Genomic DNA, 20,618 nt, shown 5'->3' on the forward strand with positions numbered 1-20,618 from the left:
CCTCAGAAGAGTAGTTGCATCACCCACATTGAGAGCAGGGCGTTAATGACGCAGACAGCGATGATGTGCGGATAATACTTCGGGTTGACGCCTGCGGTGCCAAGGCAACGACCCGTGTTTTGCACCGGATTACCCATCAGATAGATGGCGGGCAGCAGGATGGTGGCATCGTGACCGTTGAGCGTGCCGGCAGCGACCAGACTGGCGCAGACCCCCACACCGCCCCCCATGCTCATCACCGAGGCCAGAAGAACCGTTGCCGCCGCACCCGGAAGTCCCCACAGAGCCATGATGGGCTCGCATACCCTGCCGACAATATCCAGCAGGCCGGTTACCTTGAGCGCCTGAATGATAACAAACGCCATGACCACGTTCGGCAGCAGGCTGGTGGTGGCGATGGTAAAGCCGCGGCGGGCGCCATCGATAAACAAGTCCATGATATTTTTACGCGACCGGGCGATCATTTTTCCTCCTGAGCGCAGCGAACTTCCATGTGGGCGATCCACAGTCGCAGAAAGTTCGCGCCAACAAATTTGAACACCAGAATGACGGCAAGCGGCGTGATTACGGGGACGGTAATAAAGGTAAAGAGTGCGGCGCCGGAAGAAAAATAGTTGGTAATAATGGCGCTACCGCTGGTCTGGAAGGTGGCGAAAATGGCGCGCTCATGGTCAGTAATTGCCCCTTCGTTGGTCAACTCTTTGGTCATCCCTGCGGCAGCATCAGTATTTTGCAGGTTGGCGATAAGCGCCAGAGAGCAAATGCCCGGCACGCCGAGCAGCGGGCGCAGAATGGGCGTCATAAGCTGTTGTGCGGCGCGCAGCCCGCCCAGCCCCTCGGTAACGGCAATGATCCCGAGCGATAAAATGACCGAGGGCGCCAGTTCAAGGGCAAACAAAAACCCATCTTTCGCTCCCGTGCCGCCCTCGCCGCGAAACGTCAGCGCACCGTTCACCGGTCCAAAGCTGCCGTTCAGGACGGTAAAATCCAGCACGCGCCACCATTCGGTACTTTTGGCGAAAAAACCTGAGAAAAATACGATGGTGAGCACGAACGCCAGATAGCCCACCCAGGTTACTTTTTCCTCTCCTGAGGATGATGCACTCATGAAACCCCCTTTTTTGAGTCGCGTACAAAAGTTGTACGTCGCATCACTAAAAACGATCGGGGGCTAAAACACGATATCCCAAAGGTTATTATCAGAATTCATTTAAGATGTCGGAGGAGTGCCAGCGGAATCTGGCTCGCAGAAATGCTCAGCATTTTTCTTTTGGTCATCTTTTTAGTATAAGGTTTACACGCGGACAACTACTGTCCAGCTTATTGAAAACGAGGAATAACATGCGCATAAAAGTCTGTGCAGGGATTGTAGGTGCAGCATTGCTGCTGGCGGGTTGTAGCACCAGCAATGAGCTGACGGCAGCGGGCCAGAGCGTTCGCTTTGTGGAAGATAAGCCGGGCAGCGAATGCCAGCTGTTAGGCACCGCCACTGGCGAGCAAAGCAACTGGATGTCGGGGCAGCACGGCGAAGAGGGCGGCTCTATGCGCGGTGCGGCCAATGCCCTGCGTAATCAGGCTGCGGCAATGGGCGGCAACGTGATTTACGGGGTGAGCAGCCCGACGCAGGGGATGCTGTCCAGCTTTGTGCCAACCGCCAGCCAGATGAACGGCCAGGTCTATAAGTGCCCGAACTGATATAACCGTTTGATGGCGCTGCCGCTTTATCTCCAGGGCAGGTAAGCGTAGCGCCACCTGCCTTTTTACTGCTGACGCAGCTGCAAATCCAGCGGCGTCTTACTCGGCTCTCCGCCAATCTCACGTGCCAGCTTCGGCACCATATAACCTGAAACCAGCGTTAACAGCTCGCGCATAATCTTCCGGGCCTCTTCATCTGTCACCATGAAGTGCGCCGCGCCCTGGACGCGATCCAGAACATGCAGGTAATAGGGCATAACGCCCGCATCAAATAAGGCATTGCTGAGATCGGCCAGCACGCGGGCGCTGTCGTTCACGCCGCGCAGTAATACGCTCTGGTTGAGCAGCGTCACGCCTGCCTTTCGCATACGCGCCATCGCCGCACGAAAGTCCGCGTCAATTTCATTCGCGTGGTTGATATGATTCACCAGCAGCACCTGCAAACGGGACTGCTCCAGGCGCGTGACCAGGGCGTCGGTGATACGCGCCGGGATGACGATCGGTAAACGGCTGTGAATGCGCAGACGCTTAATGTGCGGGATGGTCTCAAGCTGAGTCAGCAGCCAGTCCAGCTCATGATCTTTTGCCATCAGCGGGTCGCCGCCGGAAAAGATGATTTCATCCAGTTCCGGGTGCGCCGTGATGTAGTCCAGCGCCACCTGCCAGTTGCGCTTATTGCCCTGGTTTTCGGCGTACGGGAAGTGGCGACGGAAGCAATAGCGGCAATTTACCGCGCAACCGCCCTTAACCAGCAGCAGGGCACGATTGCGGTATTTATGCAGCAAACCCGGTACGACACTGTTCTGCTCTTGCAGCGGATCGGTGCTGTAGCCGGGGGCGGTAATAAACTCATCCTGAGAGGTAAGCGTTTGTTTTAATAACGGATCATCAGGATTGCCCTTTTCCATTCGGGCAACAAACGCGCGGGGAACGCGCAGGGCGAAAAGGCGTTTCGCCTCACGACCTGCACGCAACGCTTCGTGCTGTTCGAGGTCTAAAAGACGCAGCAATTCATCAGGACTGGTGATTACATCGGCAAGTTGCGATAACCAATCTTCTCTGGACGGGGTGTTTAGGGTTACAATATGCGCCATTTTGTGGCTTAGCTACCAGTTAACAAATTTAGAGGGCCTTATGGCAACGTACTATAGCAACGATTTTCGTGCTGGTCTTAAAATCATGATGGACGGCGAACCGTACGCGGTTGAAGCCAGCGAATTCGTTAAACCAGGTAAAGGCCAGGCATTCGCACGCGTAAAGCTGCGCCGCCTGCTGACCGGTACCCGTGTTGAGAAAACCTTCAAATCTACTGACTCCGCTGAAGGCGCTGATGTTGTCGATATGAACCTGACTTACCTGTACAACGACGGTGAGTTCTGGCACTTCATGAACAACGAAACCTTCGAGCAGCTGTCTGCGGACGCAAAAGCGATTGGTGACAACGCCAAGTGGCTGCTGGATCAGGCTGAGTGCATCGTGACCCTGTGGAACGGTCAGCCTATCGCGGTTACGCCTCCGAACTTCGTTGAGCTGGAAATCGTTGAAACCGATCCAGGTCTGAAAGGTGATACCGCAGGTACTGGCGGCAAGCCTGCCACCCTGTCTACCGGCGCTGTGGTGAAAGTGCCACTGTTCGTACAGATCGGTGAAGTGATCAAAGTGGATACCCGCTCCGGCGAATACGTATCCCGCGTGAAGTAATTTACGTCATGATGTAAGGCGCAGCGCCCGCTGCGCCTGATTTTGCAGGCAGGGAAGATGAAACGTACCGTTAAAATTCTGCTTCTGTTAGCGCTCTCCAGCGCAATTCTCTCCGGTTGCAACACCGCGCGTGGCGTGGGTGAAGATATCCAGGATCTTGGCCATATCATTTCCCATGCGGCCAGCTAATTCCGTCTAATTTTCCTAAAAATTCTTCCTTTTCCGTCAAACGACAAGATCTTGTCTATTCTTAAGTTGCTATACACAAAATAACTTTGGCTATAAAAGGAAGATATTATGGTTAAGAAAACAATTGCAGCGATCTTTTCTGTTCTGGTGCTTTCTTCGGTACTGACTGCATGTAACACCACCCGTGGCGTAGGGGAAGATATCTCCGACGGTGGTAACGCGATTTCTGGCGCAGCAACTAAAGCTCAGAACTAATGAAAGCGACGGTACGGCAGGTCATTTCACCGTACCGTCAATTCTCCACTTCCTGTAGCGATAAAAACGGGGAGTAGCGCGTATCCATATGTAGCTTCATGCGGATATTGCGTTTGTACGTGTACACCGTTTTTCCGTTAATGCGCAGATTGCTGGCAATTTTCTGGTTGCTCGCGCCATCCATCCACAGGCTAAGAACTCTCTCTTCCTGACGCGTCAGTAACGGTGCCGCCATCTCCGGAAGCTCCGCGCTTGCGCATGACGTTAGCGCGTCATTTATCACCGCCGCTAGTTTTTCCAGATCGGTATTTTTGGAAAGAGAAGACCATATCGGGAACTGCGCCAGATAATCTGTCATCTCTTGCTCCTGGCCTGATTGCAGCATAATAAATGGCAATGTTTCGCTGGCAATCAGCAGGGAGGATAGCTGCTGAAAATGGTGTAAATCCTGCCGGAAGCCAGATAAATCAGCGATGACCAGCGCAGGTTTCCATTGCAGGATATGCTCTCTGGCGAGGAAAAGATTATTTACCCCGGTTACGACGAAATGACCCGAAAACAGGTCTGAATGATTGACCCAGGCTTCAAATCCCGTGCGGGTGAAGTGACAACGGTCAATCAAAAGAATTTTAAACATAAAATTTTCGCAGTCGGCTAGTGGTTTGGCTTCCTGCCATCAGAAAGCCTATCATCATAGAGAAGTCGGATGAGTCATAAATGCCTGAACTCCGTGTCTTACTGAGGCTATTTCTTGCCTTAACATGTTCAGCAGAAAAAGTTTGAAAAAAAATTCCATGCTAACCAAAATATAAGGCGCAACCTCAGCCTTGCGGGACGACCCGTAAGCGCTTCATTCATCGGGGACGGCCCCAACTTGTCGTTAAGTTAAGGAGCCTGATATGCCCTGGATCGTTCTTGTTATTGCCGGTTTGCTCGAAGTGGTATGGGCAATTGGCCTGAAATATACCCATGGTTTTACCCGCCTGACGCCCAGCGTCATCACTATCGCCGCAATGATTGTCAGTATCGTCATGTTGTCATGGGCGATGCGAAGCTTGCCAGTCGGAACGGCTTACGCTGTCTGGACGGGAATTGGCGCGGTAGGGGCTGCCATTACCGGTATTCTGCTGCTGGGGGAGTCTGCGAGCCTGGCGCGCATCGCCAGCCTCGCGTTAATCGTCGCGGGTATCATCGGGTTAAAACTCAGTACCCACTAATGCGGCTGTTTTACCCAGAGTAATTTCGTCACGTCAAACCCTTGCCGGGTCGCTATGTCCAGCATCTGCTGTTTCATTTCCGCCGGGATCGTTGGCGTGCGGGAGAGGATCCACAGATAGTTGCGATCCGGCCCACACACCAGCGCATGGCGGTACTCTCTGTCCAGCGCAATGACGTTATACCCGCCGTAGAATGGGCCGATGAAAGAGACTTTCATGGCCGCGCGGTTAGACGCGCCGGTGAAATAGGCCTGACCAACTGACTGCTGCCACATCTGGCGATCCGGGTTATAGCCGCGGTTAATGACCCGGATCCCGCCGTCATCCATCGCGCTGTAGTTGACCGTGACTTTTTCTAAGCCCCGTTCGAACTGATGGTCCATTCGGGCGATTTCATACCAGGTGCCGAGGAAGCGCTGTGCGTCGAAATTACTGACTACCGTGACGCCAGGCGGAGGAGTAGGGGAACTGCAAGCAACCACTAAAAACGCGGCTGTTACTGCGGCAATAACAGGCAGAATGCGCATAGGAGTTTCCTTACTGTTTTTTGTTAAGTGTAGATGACAGCAGGGAAAATGCGGGAGATTGTGTAGGGGGTTTTGCCGGGTGGCGGCTTCGCCTTACCCGGCTTACAAAGTTCACGCGTTGTGTAGGCCGGGTAAGCGCAGCGCCACCCGGCAATGTTTTACTGTAGCGCCTCGAGGATATGGTATGCCGCCTCAACGCGTGCCGGGTTCGGATAGCTTTTATTCGCGAGCATCACAATACCGATCTGCTTTTCAGGAATAAAGGCCACGTAGCTGCCAAACCCGCCAGTAGAACCCGTTTTATGGACCCAGGACGCTTTGACCGGAGGAGCCGGTGGATTCACTTCTGCCACGGGTAACGGCGCCAGCGCTACCTTACTGTCGCTGCCTTCGACCACCGTGTTGGCCTCCACGGGCCAGTTGAGCATCTCCCAGCCCAGACCCTGATACATTGACCCGATACGCCAGTAGCGCGACTGCGCCAGCGCGATGCCCTGCTTAAGTGAGGCATCGGCAACCTTCTCCGGCGCCATGTTTGCCATGACCCAGTTCGCCATATCCTGCACGTTGGTTTTCACGCCATAGGCTTGTGCATCCAGCATTCCCGGCGAAACGCGCACCGCTTTACCGTCACGATAGCCCCAGGCGTAATGCGCCTCTTCCGCTTTCGGAACGTTAATCCAGGTATGGTCCAGCTTGAGCGGCTTAAGGACCCGCGTCGTCATGGCCTGCTCATAGGGCATGCCAGAAGGTTTGACCGCCAGCGCACCAAAAAGACCGATGCTGGCGTTGGCGTAAAGACGCGTTGTGCCAGGCTTCCACTGCGGCTGCCAGTTTTGATAAAAGCGCAGCAGGGAGGCGTTATCCGTGACCTCATCCGGTACCTGTAGCGGCAGGCCGCCAGCGGTGTAGGTGGCGAGATCCAGCATACGAATACCCTGCCACTGCTTGCCCGTCAGCTGTGGCCAGTATCTGGTCACCGGATCGTCCAGCGAAATTTCACCGCGAGCAAGGGCATCCCCACCTAAAACGCCGGTGAAGGTTTTACTTATAGAACCCAGCTCGAACAGGGTCTGAGGCGTAACGGGTTTATTCGCCGCGATATCGGCCTTGCCAAACGTGTAATAGTGCGATTTTCCCTGATAAATAACGGCCACCGCCATGCCTGGAACAGACTGGGCTTTCATCAGCGGGGTAACCGTATTCGCGACCACCTCCGCCAGCTGTTTTTCTGACACTGGCGCGGCGAGAGCAGAGCAAGAGAGGCCCAGCAGCAGGGCGCAGCAAAGGGATTTTTTCATCATCAGTAATCTTCCGTAATAGCGAGTCAAGGGGGTGTCCGGGCCCATCAGACAGGCGTAGTCTGTTGGATTTGACTGTGCCTGACAAACGGTTAAATTTAGCATTAGCTGTTAATTTTTCTAACGGAAGAGACCATGACGCGAAGCTATCTCCCCCTCAATTCGCTTCGGGCTTTTGAAGCCGCCGCGAGACATCTCAGCTTTACGCATGCGGCCATTGAGCTGAACGTGACCCATTCAGCCATTAGCCAGCATGTGAAAACGCTGGAGCAGCACCTGAACTGTCAGCTGTTCGTTCGCGTGTCGCGCGGGCTGATGTTGACTACCGAGGGTGAAAATTTACTGCCGGTGCTGAATGATTCTTTCGATCGTATAGCCGGAATGCTGGATCGCTTCGCTAACCATCGTGCGCAGGAGAAGCTGAAAATCGGCGTGGTGGGTACATTTGCCACCGGGGTTTTATTCTCGCAGCTGGAGGATTTTCGCCGTGGCTATCCGCACATCGATCTTCAGCTTTCCACCCATAACAACCGCGTTGATCCGGCTGCTGAAGGGCTTGACTATACGATCCGATACGGTGGCGGGGCGTGGCACGGCACCGAGGCTGAATTCCTTTGTCATGCGCCGCTCGCGCCGCTGTGTACGCCCGATATCGCCGCCAGTCTGCACAGTCCGGCCGACATCCTCAGGTTTACGCTGCTGCGCTCTTACCGACGCGATGAATGGACCGCGTGGATGCAGGCGGCCGGCGAGCATCCCCCTTCGCCAACGCACCGCGTGATGGTATTTGATTCGTCCGTGACCATGCTGGAGGCCGCTCAGGCAGGGGTGGGCATTGCCATTGCGCCTGTCGATATGTTTACCCATCTGTTAGCCAGCGAGCGCATTGTACAGCCCTTTGCGACGCAGATTGAGCTCGGCAGTTACTGGCTGACCCGATTGCAGTCCCGGGCAGAAACGCCAGCCATGCGCGAATTTTCCCGGTGGCTGGTGGAGAAGATGAAAAAGTAAAAAGCCCGCCGGATGGCGGGCCTGTTCAGTCAGATGGTGACCACGGCAATCAACGTGACGACCGTCAGAATGGTCGCCAGACCGTAGAAGACCCATTTACCGCTTGGCACATGGATTTTCAGATCGTGCATCGCATGGTGGATACGGTGCAGACCACACCACAGCGGCAGGACGATCATCAGGAAGATGAACACGCGGCCAATAAAGCTGCTCGCAAAGGCCAGTACGCGCTCATAGCTCAGCGCATCGCCCGGGAACAACCCCAGCGGCAGCATGATCCCGACCAGCAGGATAATGACCGGGGCAATAATGGCGCTCCACATGCCGCCTGCGCCAAACAGCCCCCAGAAAACCGGCTCGTCTGAACGTTTTGGATTTGGATTGATCACAGTAGTCTCCTTACCAGAACAGTGCGACAAACAGAATGACCACAGAGACAACTGCTGTCACTGCCCAGAGCCCTTTAATGACCGGCTCTGGCCCCATTTTTTCGCCTTTTACAATGATGTTCGCTGCTTTTGGCGCCAGTTCAAACCAGGTTTTGGTATGAAGCAGCGCGGCGGCGAGCACAATCAGGTTCAGTACTACGATGATTGGGTTTTGCAGGAAGCCCACAAAACTGGCCCAGGCTTCCGGGCCGTGCTTGAGGGCATACACCCCGTACATCAGTTCGAGGCTGAACCAGACCGCGGGAATTGCCGTGCCTTCACGCAGCATATAGAAGCGATAAAACGGCAGTTTTTTCCACCAGGTGGACGGCATTGGTCGCACGTAGGCTTTGCGTTTAGTCGTCATCATGCACTCCTTAGCGTGGTTTCAGGGTAGCGATAAGAAAGTCTTTCGAGCTTTCCACCTTACCCTGCTGAATGGCGGCGGCCGGGTCGACATGCTTCGGACAGACTTCGGAGCAGTAACCGACAAACGTGCAGGTCCAGACCCCGTTCTGGCTGTTCAACTGGGCCATACGTTCTTTTTTGCCGTGGTCGCGGCTGTCTTCGTTATAGCGGTGCGCCAGGGTAATGGCGGCCGGGCCGATAAACTCAGGGTTCAGGCCAAACTGTGGACAGGCGGCGTAGCACAGGCCGCAGTTGATGCAGCCGGAGAACTGATGGTATTTCGCCATCTGCGCGGGCGTCTGGGTGTTTGGCCCCTGATCCGGTGTGCGCGGGTTGCCGATGATGTACGGCTTAATCGCTTCGAGGCTTTCGATAAAGTGGGTCATGTCGACCACCAGATCGCGCTCAATCGGGAAATTGCCCAGCGCTTCAACCTTGATGCCTTTGGTGTAATCACGCAGGAAGGTTTTACACGCCAGCTTTGGCACCTTGTTGACCATCATGCCGCAGGAGCCGCAAATTGCCATGCGGCAGGACCAGCGGTAGCTCAGGTCTGGGGCCAGGTTATCTTTGATATAGCCGAGCGCATCCAGCAGGGAGGTTTGCTCGTCGTAAGGGACTTCATAGAAAGCGCTATGCGGCGCGGCGTCCACTTCCGGATTGTAGCGCACCACTTCAACTTTCAGTTTTTGCATCTCAGCCATTCGCCTTCTCCTTCTTATCGGCGGCTTCTGCTTCTGCACCGTACACGCGTTTCGCCGGTGGCAGCGTGGTGATTTTCACGTCGCTGTAGTCCAGACGGGTGGTGCCATCCGCATCGCGCCAGGCGAGAGTGTGTTTAAGGAAATTGACGTCGTCACGTTCAGTGCAGCCCTCATCCAGACGCTGGTGCGCGCCGCGGGACTCTTTACGCGCCAGGGCGGAATGGGCCATACATTCTGCGACGTTCAGGCCGTGGCCCAGTTCAATGGTATAAAGCAGTTCGGTATTGAATACGCTGGAAGTGTCGGTGATACGCACGCGCTTGAAGCGCTCCTGCAACTCCGCCAGCTTATCGACGGTTTTCTGCATCAGCTCTGGCGTACGGTAGATCCCGCAGCCTTCTTCCATCGACAGCCCCATTTCGTCGCGGATCTTCGACCAGTTTTCGTTACCTTCCTGGTTCACCAGGTCTTTCAGGCGTTTTTCGACGTCTACAACCTGCGCATCCAGCGCCGCGCTGTTAGCTTCACCTGCCGTTGCGGCACGCTCCACCGCACGTTCGCCCGCCATGCGACCAAAGACCACCAGCTCAGCCAGCGAGTTCGAGCCCAGACGGTTTGCGCCGTGCAGACCGACGGAGGAACACTCGCCCACCGCAAACAGCCCTTTGATGCGGGTTTCGCACTGCTGATCGGTTTCGATGCCGCCCATGGTGTAGTGCGCGGTTGGACGCACCGGGATCGGTTCTTTCACCGGATCGACGCCCACATACGCTTTCGCCAGCTCGCAGATAAACGGCAGACGCTCCAGCAGTTTCTTCTCGCCGAGATGACGCAGGTCGAGATGCACCACGTCGCCGCGCGGCGTTGAGATGGTGTTGCCTTTGCGCCACTCGTGCCAGAAAGCCTGAGAGACTTTGTCGCGTGGGCCGAGTTCCATGTATTTGTTTTTCGGCTCGCCAAGTGGGGTTTCCGGACCCATGCCGTAATCCTGCAAATAGCGATAGCCGTTTTTGTTGACCAGAATTCCGCCTTCGCCGCGGCAGCCTTCCGTCATCAGTATGCCGGAGCCCGGTAGGCCGGTTGGGTGATACTGGACGAACTCCATATCACGCAGCGGGACGCCGTGGCTGAGCGCCATGCCCATACCGTCACCGGTGACGATGCCGCCGTTGGTGTTGTAGCGGTATACGCGGCCCGCGCCGCCCGTTGCCATCACCACCGCATTCGCGCGGATCTGGACAAGCGTGCCTTCCATCATGTTCATCGCCACCAGTCCGCGCGCATGACCGTCGTCGACCAGAATGTCGAGAACGAAATGTTCGTCAAAGCGCTGGATTTGTGGGAACTGGAGGGAGGTCTGGAACAGGGTGTGCAGCATGTGGAAGCCGGTCTTATCGGCGGCAAACCAGGTGCGTTCGATCTTCATGCCACCGAAGCGGCGGACGTTGACGCTCCCGTCCGGACGGCGGCTCCACGGGCATCCCCACTGTTCCAGCTGGGTCATCTCCGTTGGGCAATGGTGCACGAAGTAATCAACGACATCCTGTTCGCAAAGCCAGTCGCCCCCTGCAACCGTGTCGTGGAAATGGTATTCGAAGCTGTCATGATCCTGCGCGACGGCAGCGGATCCTCCTTCTGCGGCTACCGTGTGGCTGCGCATCGGATAGACTTTTGAAATCAATGCGATTTTAGCGTTCGGATTGGCTTGTGCCGCAGCAATTGCAGCGCGTAATCCAGCCCCGCCAGCGCCTATTACGGCAAGATCGGCTTGAAAAGTTTGCACGACATTCCTCCAGATTTTTGTTTTCCCGCAACGCGATGAGCTAAAGGACGTTCACCTGCCCGAACGGGCGATTGCGGAAGCGATTCCACTGCTCCTTTATGGGTAAAACAGTATAACCGCGTAGAAGGGAGGGAAATTTGACGTGTTCGATTTTTTTGCTGTTCTGTGCGGTGATTTATCATCGTGATTAATGAATGGCGTCACAGTATTTCTCTGTGCAATGAAAAGGGACTTTTACTGTGCAAAATTTGTCTCTGCCCCGGCTTACGAGTAGACTTCGTGCCCTTGTCTGAAAACGGAGAAATAACTCATGAGCGAAACGGCCACCTGGCAGCCGAGCGCATCCATTCCAAACCTGCTAAAGCGCGCAGCAATTATGGCGGAGATCCGCCGTTTCTTTGCCGACCGCGGCGTCCTGGAGGTGGAAACGCCGTGCATGAGTCAGGCGACGGTTACGGATATTCATCTGGTCCCGTTTGAAACCCGTTTTGTTGGCCCAGGCCACTCTCAGGGCATGAATCTGTATCTGATGACCAGCCCGGAATACCATATGAAGCGTCTGCTGGCGGCCGGGTGTGGTCCGGTCTATCAGCTGTGCCGTAGCTTCCGTAATGAAGAGATGGGCCGACACCATAATCCGGAATTCACCATGCTGGAGTGGTACCGCCCGCACTACGACATGTATCGTCTGATGAACGAAGTCGACGATCTGCTGCAACAGGTGCTGGATTGCGCGGAAGCTGAAACGCTCTCCTATCAGCAGGCCTTCCAGCGCCATCTGGAAATCGATCCGCTGTCGGCTGATAAAACACAGCTGCGTGAAGTGGCGGCAAAACTGGATCTGAGCAACGTGGCGGATAACGAAGAGGACCGCGACACGCTGTTGCAACTGCTGTTCACCTTTGGCGTTGAACCGCAAATTGGTAAAGATCGCCCGACGTTTGTCTATCACTTCCCGGCCAGCCAGGCCTCGCTGGCGCAGATCAGCACCGAAGATCACCGCGTGGCGGAACGGTTTGAGGTGTACTTCAAAGGCATTGAGCTGGCGAACGGTTTCCACGAGCTGACCGACGCGCGCGAACAGCAGCAGCGTTTCGAGCAGGATAACCGCAAGCGCAACGCGCGCGGTCTGCCGCAGCAGCCGATTGACACCAACCTGCTGGAAGCGCTTAAGGCCGGTTTGCCGGACTGCTCCGGCGTGGCGCTGGGTGTGGATCGTCTGGTCATGCTGGCGCTGGGTGCCGAGCAACTGGGCGATGTGATTGCCTTTACGGTCGATCGCGCCTGAAAAAATGCCGGGTGGCGCTGTCGCTTACCCGGCCTACTCGGTCATTTAACTCTGCCACATTAAAAACTGCTCTTTTCGCTATGCACGGGTCTTTTTCTTAAATTGACTCGGATAGCCACAATATTTGTCTGGTCATCTGCTACCATCCGCGCAGTTTAATTCCGTTTCGGATGGTTATATGTCTCACTCACTCAAAAAAATGACCCTTACCGGGCTCATTCTGATGATTTTTACGTCAGTCTTTGGCTTTGCCAATAGCCCGTCCGCGTTTTATCTGATGGGCTACAGCGCGACGCCGTTTTATATCGTTTCCGCTCTGTTCTTCTTTATCCCGTTTGCGCTGATGATGGCGGAGATGGGCTCGGCGTACCGGAAAGAAGAGGGTGGCATCTATTCGTGGATGAACAACAGCGTCGGCCCCCGTTACGCGTTTATCGGTACGTTCATGTGGTTTTCATCCTACGTCGTCTGGATGGTCAGCACGGCGGCCAAGGTCTGGGTGCCGTTCTCAACGTTTCTCTTCGGTGCGGATAAAACGCAGGTCTGGTCTCTGGCGGGGCTGAGCTCCACGCAGGTGGTCGGTATTCTGGCGGTGTGCTGGATGGTGGTGGTCACGCTGGTGGCCTCGAAAGGCATCAACAAAATTGCCCGTATCACTGCCGTTGGCGGTATTTCCGTGATGTGCCTGAACCTGGTGCTGCTGCTGGTCAGCATCGCCATTCTGTGCCTGAACGGCGGGCATTTCGCACAGGAAGTCAACTTCGTTTCATCGCCTAATCCGGGTTACCAGTCCGGACTGGCCATGCTCTCCTTCGTGGTGTTTGCCATCTTTGCTTACGGTGGAATTGAAGCCGTGGGCGGCCTGGTCGACAAAACCGAAAATCCGGAAAAGAACTTCGCCAAAGGCATTATCTTTGCCGCCATCGTCATATCCATTGGCTACTCACTGGCGATTTTCCTCTGGGGCGTCAGCACCAACTGGCAGCAGGTACTGAGCAATAACACTACCAACCTCGGCAACATTACCTACGTGTTGATGAAAAGCCTGGGGGTGACGCTGGGCAACGCCATGGATCTCGCGCCGGAAACGTCGGCCACCCTGGGGATCTGGTTTGCGCGGATTACCGGTTTGTCGATGTTCCTCGCCTATACTGGCGCGTTCTTCACGTTGATCTACTCGCCGCTGAAAGCGATTATTCAGGGGACGCCAAAGGCGCTGTGGCCTGCACGTATGACTCAGCTGAACGCTGCCGGTATGCCTGCCAACGCGATGTGGATGCAGTGCATGCTGGTGTGCGTGTTCATTCTGCTGGTGTCCTTCGGCGGTGATACCGCGTCGGCGTTCTATAACAAGCTGACCCTGATGGCAAACGTATCGATGACGCTTCCGTATCTGTTCCTGACCCTGGCGTTCCCGTTCTTTAAGGCGAAGCAGGATCTGGAACGACCGTTTGTGATCTTCAAAACCCGTGCGGCGACGCTGCTGGCGACCACTGTTGTGGTGCTGGTCGTCGCGTTCGCCAACATTTTTACCGTCATTCAGCCCGTTGTTGAGGCAAATGACTGGAACAGCACGCTGTGGATGGTTGGCGGACCGATCTTCTTCTCGCTGCTGGCAATGGGGATTTATGAGCATTACCGTCGTCGCTCGACGGCCTGTGTAGCAGAAGTGGCATAAAGGATTGACCCCCTCCCGATGGGGAGGGGGAAAGGATTACAAACTTCCCGCCGGGCGCGTACGCGCCGCTGACGTCAACGTTCTTCCCGTCTTACGTCCGTCCAGCGTTTCCAGACGCATCTGGAACGGTGGGAACGGCATATCAATTCCGTGCTCGCGGAAGCCAGCCAGAATCAGCTGGTGGATCTCATGGCGCAGCGGCATACGGTGTCCCATCTCGGCGGCGTAGATACGCAGCTCGAAAATCTGGATCCCCTGCTGCAAATCAACCAGGAAGACTTCCGGCGGTGGGTTGTCGATTACCAGCGAACAGCGTTCAGCAGCCGTATACAGGATCTGCGTCACCTCTTCGCTGTTGGCATCCGACGGAGCGGGTACGGTCAGCACCACACGCGTGACGGAGTCGGACAGCGACCAGTTGATAAACTGCTCGGTGATAAATGCCTTGTTCGGGACGATGATCTCTTTACGGTCCCAGTCGCTGATGGTGGTGGCGCGGGTGTTGATCCTGGTGACGCTGCCGGTGAGATCGCGGATGGTCACCGTATCGCCAATTCGAATCGGCTTTTCAAACAGAATGATCAGACCAGAAACGAAGTTGGCAAAAATCTCCTGTAAACCAAAGCCCAGGCCTACGGTCAGGGCGGCAACCAGCCATTGCAGTTTTGACCATTCGATACCAATCATCGAGAAGCCAACCAGCCCACCAAACAGCATGATTAAATACTTGGTGATGGTGGTGATCGCATAGCCCGTGCCTGGGGTTAAATCCAGATGCTGCAACAGCGCCAGCTCCAGCAGGGCAGGGAAGTTACGGATCAGCTGGGTGGTGATGATCAGCACCAGAATCGCAATCAGCACGGCCCCTAAGGTGATGGGCTCCAGGCTTTCGACTCCCTGCACCGTGGATGTCACATCCCATAAAGAGATGTTCTCCAGGAAGCCAAACGCGGAGTGGATTTCTGACCACAGGTAGATCACCGACAGCAGGGCAACCAGCATCAGAATTGAGCGTACCAGCCGCAGGGACTGAGTACTTATCGCATCCAGATCCAGTTCGACGTCATCAGCGTCTGTAGTCCCTTCGGTGCTGTTGACGTGGTTTGGCTCTTCCTCACCCCGCGCGCGCTGGGCCAGAATTTCTGCGCGACGATGTTTAGCACGGTCAAACGCCAGACGACGACGCTGGATCAGCATGCCGCGGCGGATAACATGGTAGACCACCAGCAGCAGGAACCAGATGGCCACCGACGTTTCCAGTCGGGCGAGCAGCGCCTGCGACGTGGCGAGATAACCGACCGCTGCCGCCAGCATCGCCGCCAGCGGCGCGCTGAGCAGCAGGTTCCACAGCAGACGGTTTAACATGTTATCGCCGCTGCCGGTCTTGTCGAGATAGAGCGGGATCCCGGCGCGTTTCAGGCTGAGCGTCACTACCGCTAACGCCCCGCAGATCAGCATAAAGCACAGCCGTCCCAGCGAGCCGGAGAACTCCCGGTCATTGAGATTATCGAACATGATCAACGCCATAATCAGCGGCACAATCAGCCCGATACTCATCAGGTAGTAACGCATCGCCCGCGCAACGCGATTACGCGGCCAGCCAAAGTGAGCGATGAACAGACCATTTGGCCGCGCAAACGTGGCGCAAATCATCACCACCCACAGCAGCGGAACGGTGGCGGTCACGCCATCGCCAATCGCGACGGCAAGCGGGTAGGGCCAGGCTTCACGCAGTCCGTATCCGAGCGTCATCCACAGCACCGGCAGCGGAGACGCGACCAGAATTGACCAGAACACCGTACGCAACGTCAGCCAGAAGTGATCCTGGGTTACTTTTCCCACTCGGGCGCTGGAGCGCTCAAGGAAACGGGTAAAGTGACGACGGGAATAAATACTGAAGCCCACCAGAATCAGCGCCCCCAGCAACGGGAAGATAGTCTCCTTGCTGGTTATCATCATTACGCTGGCGAGGCCCAGCTGGCTAAAGGTGTCCAGCGAAATGAGGCGGCGCAGATCCTGCACGATCTCAATCGGCCAGGCGAAGGTCATCGGCCGCACGTCGGACGTCCAGAAAAGGTAACGGTGCGTGGCTTCGTTGACCTCTTTCAGCGCATCCTCCAGCTGGCTATTCGAGACTTTCAGCTTGGTCAGCTCAAGGATCAGCGTATCGCCCCCCTGCAACAGGGAATTGAGCAGTTCGCGTTGGGTGCGCAGCTGCGCTTCCAGAATACGACTTTGCTCGCTGGTGAGCGGCTGTCCGTCAGCCTGACGGATCTGGCGGATTTGCGGCTGCTTGTTGAGGAGATCTTCATAATGAAGACGCTGAACACGCAGCTGCGCCATCTCCGTATCAAGCTGCTGTGGTTTTGGCATCTCTGGCAGACGGGCCACCTGCGCGCGTAACGCTTCGCCCAACAGGTTAGACGAGCCAAGCCACTGGGACTGTTCACGCAGCGTGTTGAGTGCCTGACGAACCTGAAGGGTTTGATTGGTAGCCTGACGCTGCTGCGAGGCCACCAAATCCATGCGCTGCGCCTGCTGATTCAGCGCAGCAGAAAGCTCGCGGTTAACCTTAAACTGGGCGACGATGCTGTCGGGCAGGTTAGCGCTGTTTTCGGCCAGTAATTCTGTGCTTTCCAGAGCACGTTCAGCTTCACGCTGACGCTGGCTGTTGAGTTGATTTCTCAGCGCCTGGAGATACGCATCCAGCTGCTGGCTCTGCTTCTGCGCCAGCTCGGAACGCATCCGCGACAGCTCCTGGCGGTTGTTAGCGGAAAGCTGCGCCAGCTCCAATTCATCAACCAGGGCTTTTAGTCTGGCGGATTCCGCCTGCAACCCAAGATTTTGCGCCTGATTCTGCGGTGTGCTGCCTGTCTGCGTCCCGATGCGGCGTTCCACCTCATTTAACTGACGGCGGGCATCGGTTTGCTGCTGTGGAAGCTGACTGAGGGAATCGGCAATTTCACGCGCCCGTTCCTGCTCCTGCTGCGCCAGACGGCTTTTTTCCAGCAGCTGGCTGCTGACTTGCAGGATCTCCTGATTCAGCGCCTCGGACGTCATCCCCGCGGGGACCTGGCGTGGTTCATCGCGCAGGTTGTTTAGCTGCGAGCGCAGGGTCTGAGAGAGTTTGGGGAAATTGTCGATAACCTGTTGATACTGCTGCGCGCGCTCAAGGGAACCCTTTCGTTCCTCAAGCGCGTTCAGTGCAGACTGGAGCGACTCAACGGTCTCCGGCTGAGCGGGTTTTGCCGCTTTTGCCTGCTCCAGCTCCTGGGTTATCTGTTTGGCGTCGGGGGCCGTCGCTGCGTACGCCCCCATGCTGAGGCACCAGGCCATCAGTAATACGATAATCGGGCGCACGTCAGCGATCCTTCTGTTGTTAGCCTTCGTCTTTTTTGTCGTCAACCAGCGGGCTGGCGTCGTGCTCGGCTTTGATCTCATCTTCCGGCAACGGGGCTGGCGCAACGTCTGGTGTTGCAAAGACCTCCGTCGATACTGCCAGAGGCTGGCCGAGTTTGGTCACGGACAGGCTTTCCAGCTCGTCGACCAGGTTAACTTTGCCCGGTGCGAACAGGTTGATGACCGTTGAGCCCAGCTTGAAGCGGCCCATTTCCTGACCTTTCAGCAGGGCCACAGAACCTTCTTCTTCGCCGGCAGGCCAGGTCCAGCGCTTGATCACGCCTTCGCGTGGCGGAGTAATGGTGCCCGCCCAGACGGTTTCGATGCTGCCTACAATGGTAGCACCCACCAGAATCTGCGCCATTGGGCCAAATTCAGTATCAAACAGGCAGATGACGCGCTCGTTACGGGCAAACAGGTTAGGAACGTTTTGCGCCGTCAGGTGATTGACGGAGAACAGATCCCCCGGCACGTAGATCATCTCGCGCAGAATACCGTTACACGGCATATGCACGCGGTGGTAATCGCGCGGGGAGAGATAGGTGGTCGCGAAAGTCCCGTTACGGAACAGATCGGCCATTATGTAGTTACCGGCCAGCAGCGCTTCCAGGCTGTAGTTATGGCCTTTCGCCTGCAAAATTTTGTCGTTTTCAATTTTACCCAGCTGGCTGATCACGCCGTCCGCTGGCATCACCAGCACGTTCGGGTCGGTATTCAGCGGGCGCACTTCATCGCGCAGCGGACGCACAAAAAATTCGTTGAAGGTACGATAGCTTGCCGTATCCGGCTTCTGCGCTTCTTTCATGTCGACCTTGTAGTATTTCACGAACAGGTCGATGACCAGTTTGGTCAGCCAGCCCGCTCGTTTGCTCGCGCCCCAGCCCGCCAGGCGAGTGAGCCACAGTTTCGGCAGAATGTATTGAAGCGAAAGTTTAAATGAGTTTAACAAGGTAGCCTCCAGGCCATTGTTTTGTCGTTCCTGATCCGGCATTACGCTGCCGGAACCTGAAAAAAGGGGACGATTTTAGCGACGCTTAGCTTAGTTGTCAGTTATCAGAATCAGAAAAGTTTTTACGCGTTTTTACCTGGTCCATGCTTTCGAGAATACGGTGGTAATTTTCGAAACGGGTTTCCGCAATTTCACCGTTCTCCACCGCTTCGCGGATGGCGCAGCCCGGATCGTTGTCATGTTTACAGTCGCGGTATTTGCAAGCGCCTAAATAGTCATGGAATTCGACAAATCCGTTAAAGATTTGTTCCGGCTCGAGGTGCCAGAGACCAAATTCACGCACGCCCGGGGAGTCGATCACATCGCCGCCGTGCGGGAAGTGATAGAGTCGTGAGGCGGTGGTGGTGTGCTGGCCCAGCCCGGAGACGTCCGACACATCGTTGGTCAGGATCTCCTGCTGAAGGCCGAGCAAATTGTTAAGCAGGCTCGATTTCCCCACGCCGGACTGCCCTGCAAAGATGCTGATGCGGTCGGTTAGCGCATCTTCCAGCGGCTTCAGGCCGTCTTTGGTGCGGCTGGACACCATCAACACGCGATAGCCAATGTTGCGGTAAATATCCATCTGCTCATTGACAAAGGCCATGGCCTCGTCATCCAGCAGATCGATTTTATTCAGCACGATAAGCGGCTCAACCTGTAGCGTTTCGCAGGCCACCAGATAACGGTCAATAATGTTGAGTGAAAGCTCAGGCAAAATCGCCGAAACGATCACGATCTGGTTAATGTTGGCGGCAATGGGCTTCACGCCGTCGTAGAAATCCGGACGGGTCAGAACCGACGTGCGTTCATGCACGGCTTCAACGATACCTTTAACCGTTACCCCTTCTGCCGCCTCTTTGCCTGGACGCCAGACCACGCGGTCACCGGTCACCAGGGAACGGATGGTGCGACGGATATTGCAACGGTGGATATCCCCGTCGGCAGATTCGACATCGGCGTGCATGCCGAAGCGGCTAATCACAACGCCTTCTGTCGCTTCGCCAAACAGGTTGTCGTCGTAATCGGGCTTCTCCGTAGTGGTTTTAAGACGGCGCTGGTGATTTGCATTCACGCGGCGCTGCTGCCCTTTGGAGAGTTTATTTTTACTCAATCGCGCTGGCTCCTGGTCGCCCGTAGCGGGCAAAACCTCTATGATACACTCTAATTAATACTAGTTAACCTGCTACTGCCGGTTATGCGAGAAGGGTGGAAAATAACATGAGCGCGGACGAAAACAACCTGATTTGGATCGATCTGGAGATGACCGGCCTTGATCCCGAGCGCGATCGCATTATTGAGATCGCCACACTGGTCACCGATGCCAACCTCAATATTCTGGCGGAAGGCCCAACGATTGCCGTGCACCAGTCCGATGACCAGCTTGCGCTGATGGATGAGTGGAACGTGCGTACCCATACCGGCAGCGGGCTGGTGGAACGCGTGAAGGCCAGCACCCTGGGCGACCGCGAAGCGGAGCTGGCGACGCTTGAATTTCTGAAGCAGTGGGTGCCGGCAGGAAAATCGCCTATCTGTGGCAACAGCATTGGTCAGGATCGTCGTTTCCTGTTTAAGTACATGCCGGAGCTGGAGTCCTACTTCCACTACCGCTATCTGGATGTGAGCACCCTGAAAGAGCTGGCCCGCCGCTGGAAACCGGAAATTCTCGACGGCTTCACAAAGCAGGGGACGCACCAGGCGTTGGACGACATCCGTGAGTCTGTTGCGGAGCTGGCGTACTATCGCGAAAACTTTATTAAGCTCTGATTTTGCGATCCGGCGCCTTGCGTGGCCGGGTTTTTGTCGCTAAATTGTCCAGCTTGCCGATTAAATAAGCACTTGAACTGAATTTCAAAAAAATCGCTTTGAGGGGGGTTGCAGCTAAACGGATTTCTCGTATAATGCGCCTCCCGTAACGACAGAGAATTACACGTTACGACAGCAACAAAAGCAGTACAGATTTGCGGGAATAGCTCAGTTGGTAGAGCACGACCTTGCCAAGGTCGGGGTCGCGAGTTCGAGTCTCGTTTCCCGCTCCAAAATTTGAAA

22 protein-coding genes and 1 tRNA gene are annotated in these 20,618 nt (G+C 55.7%); 10 read left to right on the plus strand and 13 right to left on the minus strand.

Annotated elements, in window-relative coordinates:
* Positions 1-2: 2 nt before the first annotated feature.
* Both L384_RS13320 and L384_RS13315 read right to left on the minus strand, forming a co-directional pair.
* Complete coding sequence (locus L384_RS13320; protein WP_023315248.1) at positions 3-464, minus strand: YjiG family protein; 462 nt, start codon at positions 462-464, stop codon at positions 3-5.
* A complete protein-coding gene (locus L384_RS13315) occupies positions 461-1,108 on the minus strand; it encodes a nucleoside recognition domain-containing protein (RefSeq protein WP_022650246.1) in 648 nt (215 codons plus the stop codon). The genes L384_RS13320 and L384_RS13315 overlap by 4 nt, the downstream gene beginning before the upstream one ends.
* 233 nt (positions 1,109-1,341) lie before the next feature.
* On the opposite strand from L384_RS13315, the gene L384_RS13310 reads away from it, so the two are divergent.
* Complete coding sequence (locus tag L384_RS13310; RefSeq protein WP_003855938.1) at positions 1,342-1,695, plus strand: DUF4156 domain-containing protein; 354 nt, start codon at positions 1,342-1,344, stop codon at positions 1,693-1,695.
* A 65-nt stretch (positions 1,696-1,760) separates the two neighbouring features.
* On the opposite strand, the gene epmB is transcribed toward L384_RS13310, so the two are convergent.
* Positions 1,761-2,789, minus strand: a complete 1,029-nt coding sequence (gene epmB, locus L384_RS13305) for an EF-P beta-lysylation protein EpmB (RefSeq protein WP_003855939.1) — start codon at positions 2,787-2,789, stop codon at positions 1,761-1,763.
* Between the two features lie 40 nt (positions 2,790-2,829).
* On the opposite strand from epmB, the gene efp reads away from it, so the two are divergent.
* From efp to ecnB, 3 genes are all read left to right on the plus strand, one after another.
* On the plus strand, positions 2,830-3,396 hold the full coding sequence (efp, locus tag L384_RS13300; protein WP_003855940.1) for an elongation factor P: 567 nt from the start codon (positions 2,830-2,832) through the stop codon (positions 3,394-3,396).
* 57 nt (positions 3,397-3,453) lie between these two features.
* Positions 3,454-3,585: an entericidin A/B family lipoprotein gene (locus tag L384_RS13295; RefSeq protein WP_006810410.1), complete on the plus strand. Its 132-nt coding sequence runs from the start codon at positions 3,454-3,456 to the stop codon at positions 3,583-3,585.
* Between the two features lie 108 nt (positions 3,586-3,693).
* Complete coding sequence (ecnB, locus tag L384_RS13290; RefSeq protein WP_003855942.1) at positions 3,694-3,840, plus strand: lipoprotein toxin entericidin B; 147 nt, start codon at positions 3,694-3,696, stop codon at positions 3,838-3,840.
* A 37-nt stretch (positions 3,841-3,877) separates the two neighbouring features.
* Here ecnB and L384_RS13285 read toward each other — a convergent pair whose 3' ends face one another.
* Positions 3,878-4,477, minus strand: coding sequence for a helix-turn-helix transcriptional regulator (locus tag L384_RS13285; RefSeq protein ID WP_022650247.1), 600 nt, complete (start codon positions 4,475-4,477; stop codon positions 3,878-3,880).
* 262 nt (positions 4,478-4,739) lie between these two features.
* On the opposite strand from L384_RS13285, the gene sugE reads away from it, so the two are divergent.
* A complete protein-coding gene (gene sugE / locus L384_RS13280) occupies positions 4,740-5,057 on the plus strand; it encodes a quaternary ammonium compound efflux SMR transporter SugE (RefSeq protein ID WP_023324033.1) in 318 nt (105 codons plus the stop codon).
* On the opposite strand, the gene L384_RS13275 is transcribed toward sugE, so the two are convergent.
* Positions 5,054-5,584, minus strand: coding sequence for a lipocalin family protein (locus tag L384_RS13275; RefSeq protein ID WP_003855945.1), 531 nt, complete (start codon positions 5,582-5,584; stop codon positions 5,054-5,056). The two genes, sugE and L384_RS13275, sit on opposite strands and share 4 nt — an antisense overlap.
* Positions 5,585-5,742: 158 nt before the next feature.
* Positions 5,743-6,888 carry a cephalosporin-hydrolyzing class C beta-lactamase ACT-141 gene (locus L384_RS13270; protein WP_032628014.1) on the minus strand — a complete coding sequence of 382 codons (1,146 nt, stop codon included), beginning with the start codon at positions 6,886-6,888 and terminating at the stop codon, positions 5,743-5,745.
* Positions 6,889-7,020: 132 nt separating this feature from the next.
* Between L384_RS13270 and ampR the strand changes: the two genes are divergently transcribed.
* Positions 7,021-7,896, plus strand: a complete 876-nt coding sequence (ampR, locus tag L384_RS13265; protein WP_003855952.1) for a LysR family transcriptional regulator AmpR — start codon at positions 7,021-7,023, stop codon at positions 7,894-7,896.
* Between the two features lie 29 nt (positions 7,897-7,925).
* Here ampR and frdD read toward each other — a convergent pair whose 3' ends face one another.
* The 4 genes from frdD to frdA are packed head-to-tail and all read right to left on the minus strand — an operon-like array spanning position 7,926 to position 11,219.
* Positions 7,926-8,285, minus strand: coding sequence for a fumarate reductase subunit FrdD (frdD, locus tag L384_RS13260; RefSeq protein ID WP_000609653.1), 360 nt, complete (start codon positions 8,283-8,285; stop codon positions 7,926-7,928).
* 10 nt (positions 8,286-8,295) lie between these two features.
* Positions 8,296-8,691: a fumarate reductase subunit FrdC gene (gene frdC / locus L384_RS13255; RefSeq protein ID WP_023324035.1), complete on the minus strand. Its 396-nt coding sequence runs from the start codon at positions 8,689-8,691 to the stop codon at positions 8,296-8,298.
* A 10-nt stretch (positions 8,692-8,701) separates the two neighbouring features.
* The gene (locus L384_RS13250; RefSeq protein ID WP_003855955.1) at positions 8,702-9,436 is read right to left on the minus strand and encodes a succinate dehydrogenase/fumarate reductase iron-sulfur subunit; all 735 of its coding nucleotides are present in this window, start codon (positions 9,434-9,436) and stop codon (positions 8,702-8,704) included.
* On the minus strand, positions 9,429-11,219 hold the full coding sequence (gene frdA / locus L384_RS13245) for a fumarate reductase (quinol) flavoprotein subunit (RefSeq protein ID WP_023324036.1): 1,791 nt from the start codon (positions 11,217-11,219) through the stop codon (positions 9,429-9,431). The genes L384_RS13250 and frdA overlap by 8 nt, the downstream gene beginning before the upstream one ends.
* 310 nt (positions 11,220-11,529) lie before the next feature.
* Between frdA and epmA the strand changes: the two genes are divergently transcribed.
* Positions 11,530-12,507: an elongation factor P--(R)-beta-lysine ligase gene (gene epmA, locus L384_RS13240; RefSeq protein ID WP_003855960.1), complete on the plus strand. Its 978-nt coding sequence runs from the start codon at positions 11,530-11,532 to the stop codon at positions 12,505-12,507.
* Between the two features lie 178 nt (positions 12,508-12,685).
* The gene (gene yjeM / locus L384_RS13235; protein WP_003855961.1) at positions 12,686-14,185 is read left to right on the plus strand and encodes a glutamate/gamma-aminobutyrate family transporter YjeM; all 1,500 of its coding nucleotides are present in this window, start codon (positions 12,686-12,688) and stop codon (positions 14,183-14,185) included.
* 36 nt (positions 14,186-14,221) lie between these two features.
* Here the strand turns inward: yjeM and mscM are convergent, their stop codons facing one another.
* The 3 genes from mscM to rsgA form a co-directional block, all read right to left on the minus strand.
* Complete coding sequence (mscM, locus tag L384_RS13230; protein ID WP_023324037.1) at positions 14,222-17,545, minus strand: miniconductance mechanosensitive channel MscM; 3,324 nt, start codon at positions 17,543-17,545, stop codon at positions 14,222-14,224.
* A gap of 19 nt (positions 17,546-17,564) precedes the next feature.
* Complete coding sequence (gene asd, locus L384_RS13225) at positions 17,565-18,533, minus strand: archaetidylserine decarboxylase (protein ID WP_003855963.1); 969 nt, start codon at positions 18,531-18,533, stop codon at positions 17,565-17,567.
* A gap of 97 nt (positions 18,534-18,630) precedes the next feature.
* Positions 18,631-19,683 carry a small ribosomal subunit biogenesis GTPase RsgA gene (gene rsgA, locus L384_RS13220; protein ID WP_003855964.1) on the minus strand — a complete coding sequence of 351 codons (1,053 nt, stop codon included), beginning with the start codon at positions 19,681-19,683 and terminating at the stop codon, positions 18,631-18,633.
* Positions 19,684-19,790: 107 nt separating this feature from the next.
* Between rsgA and orn the strand changes: the two genes are divergently transcribed.
* Both orn and L384_RS13210 read left to right on the plus strand, forming a co-directional pair.
* Positions 19,791-20,336 (plus strand): oligoribonuclease, encoded by a 546-nt coding sequence (gene orn, locus L384_RS13215; protein WP_023324038.1) that lies wholly within the window; start codon positions 19,791-19,793, stop codon positions 20,334-20,336.
* A 196-nt stretch (positions 20,337-20,532) separates the two neighbouring features.
* Positions 20,533-20,608, plus strand: a tRNA-Gly gene (locus L384_RS13210).
* Positions 20,609-20,618: the final 10 nt, after the last annotated feature.

Source organism: Enterobacter sp. MGH 38 (assembly GCF_000492855.1).
Taxonomy (GTDB): Bacteria; Pseudomonadota; Gammaproteobacteria; order Enterobacterales; family Enterobacteriaceae; genus Enterobacter; species Enterobacter hormaechei_C.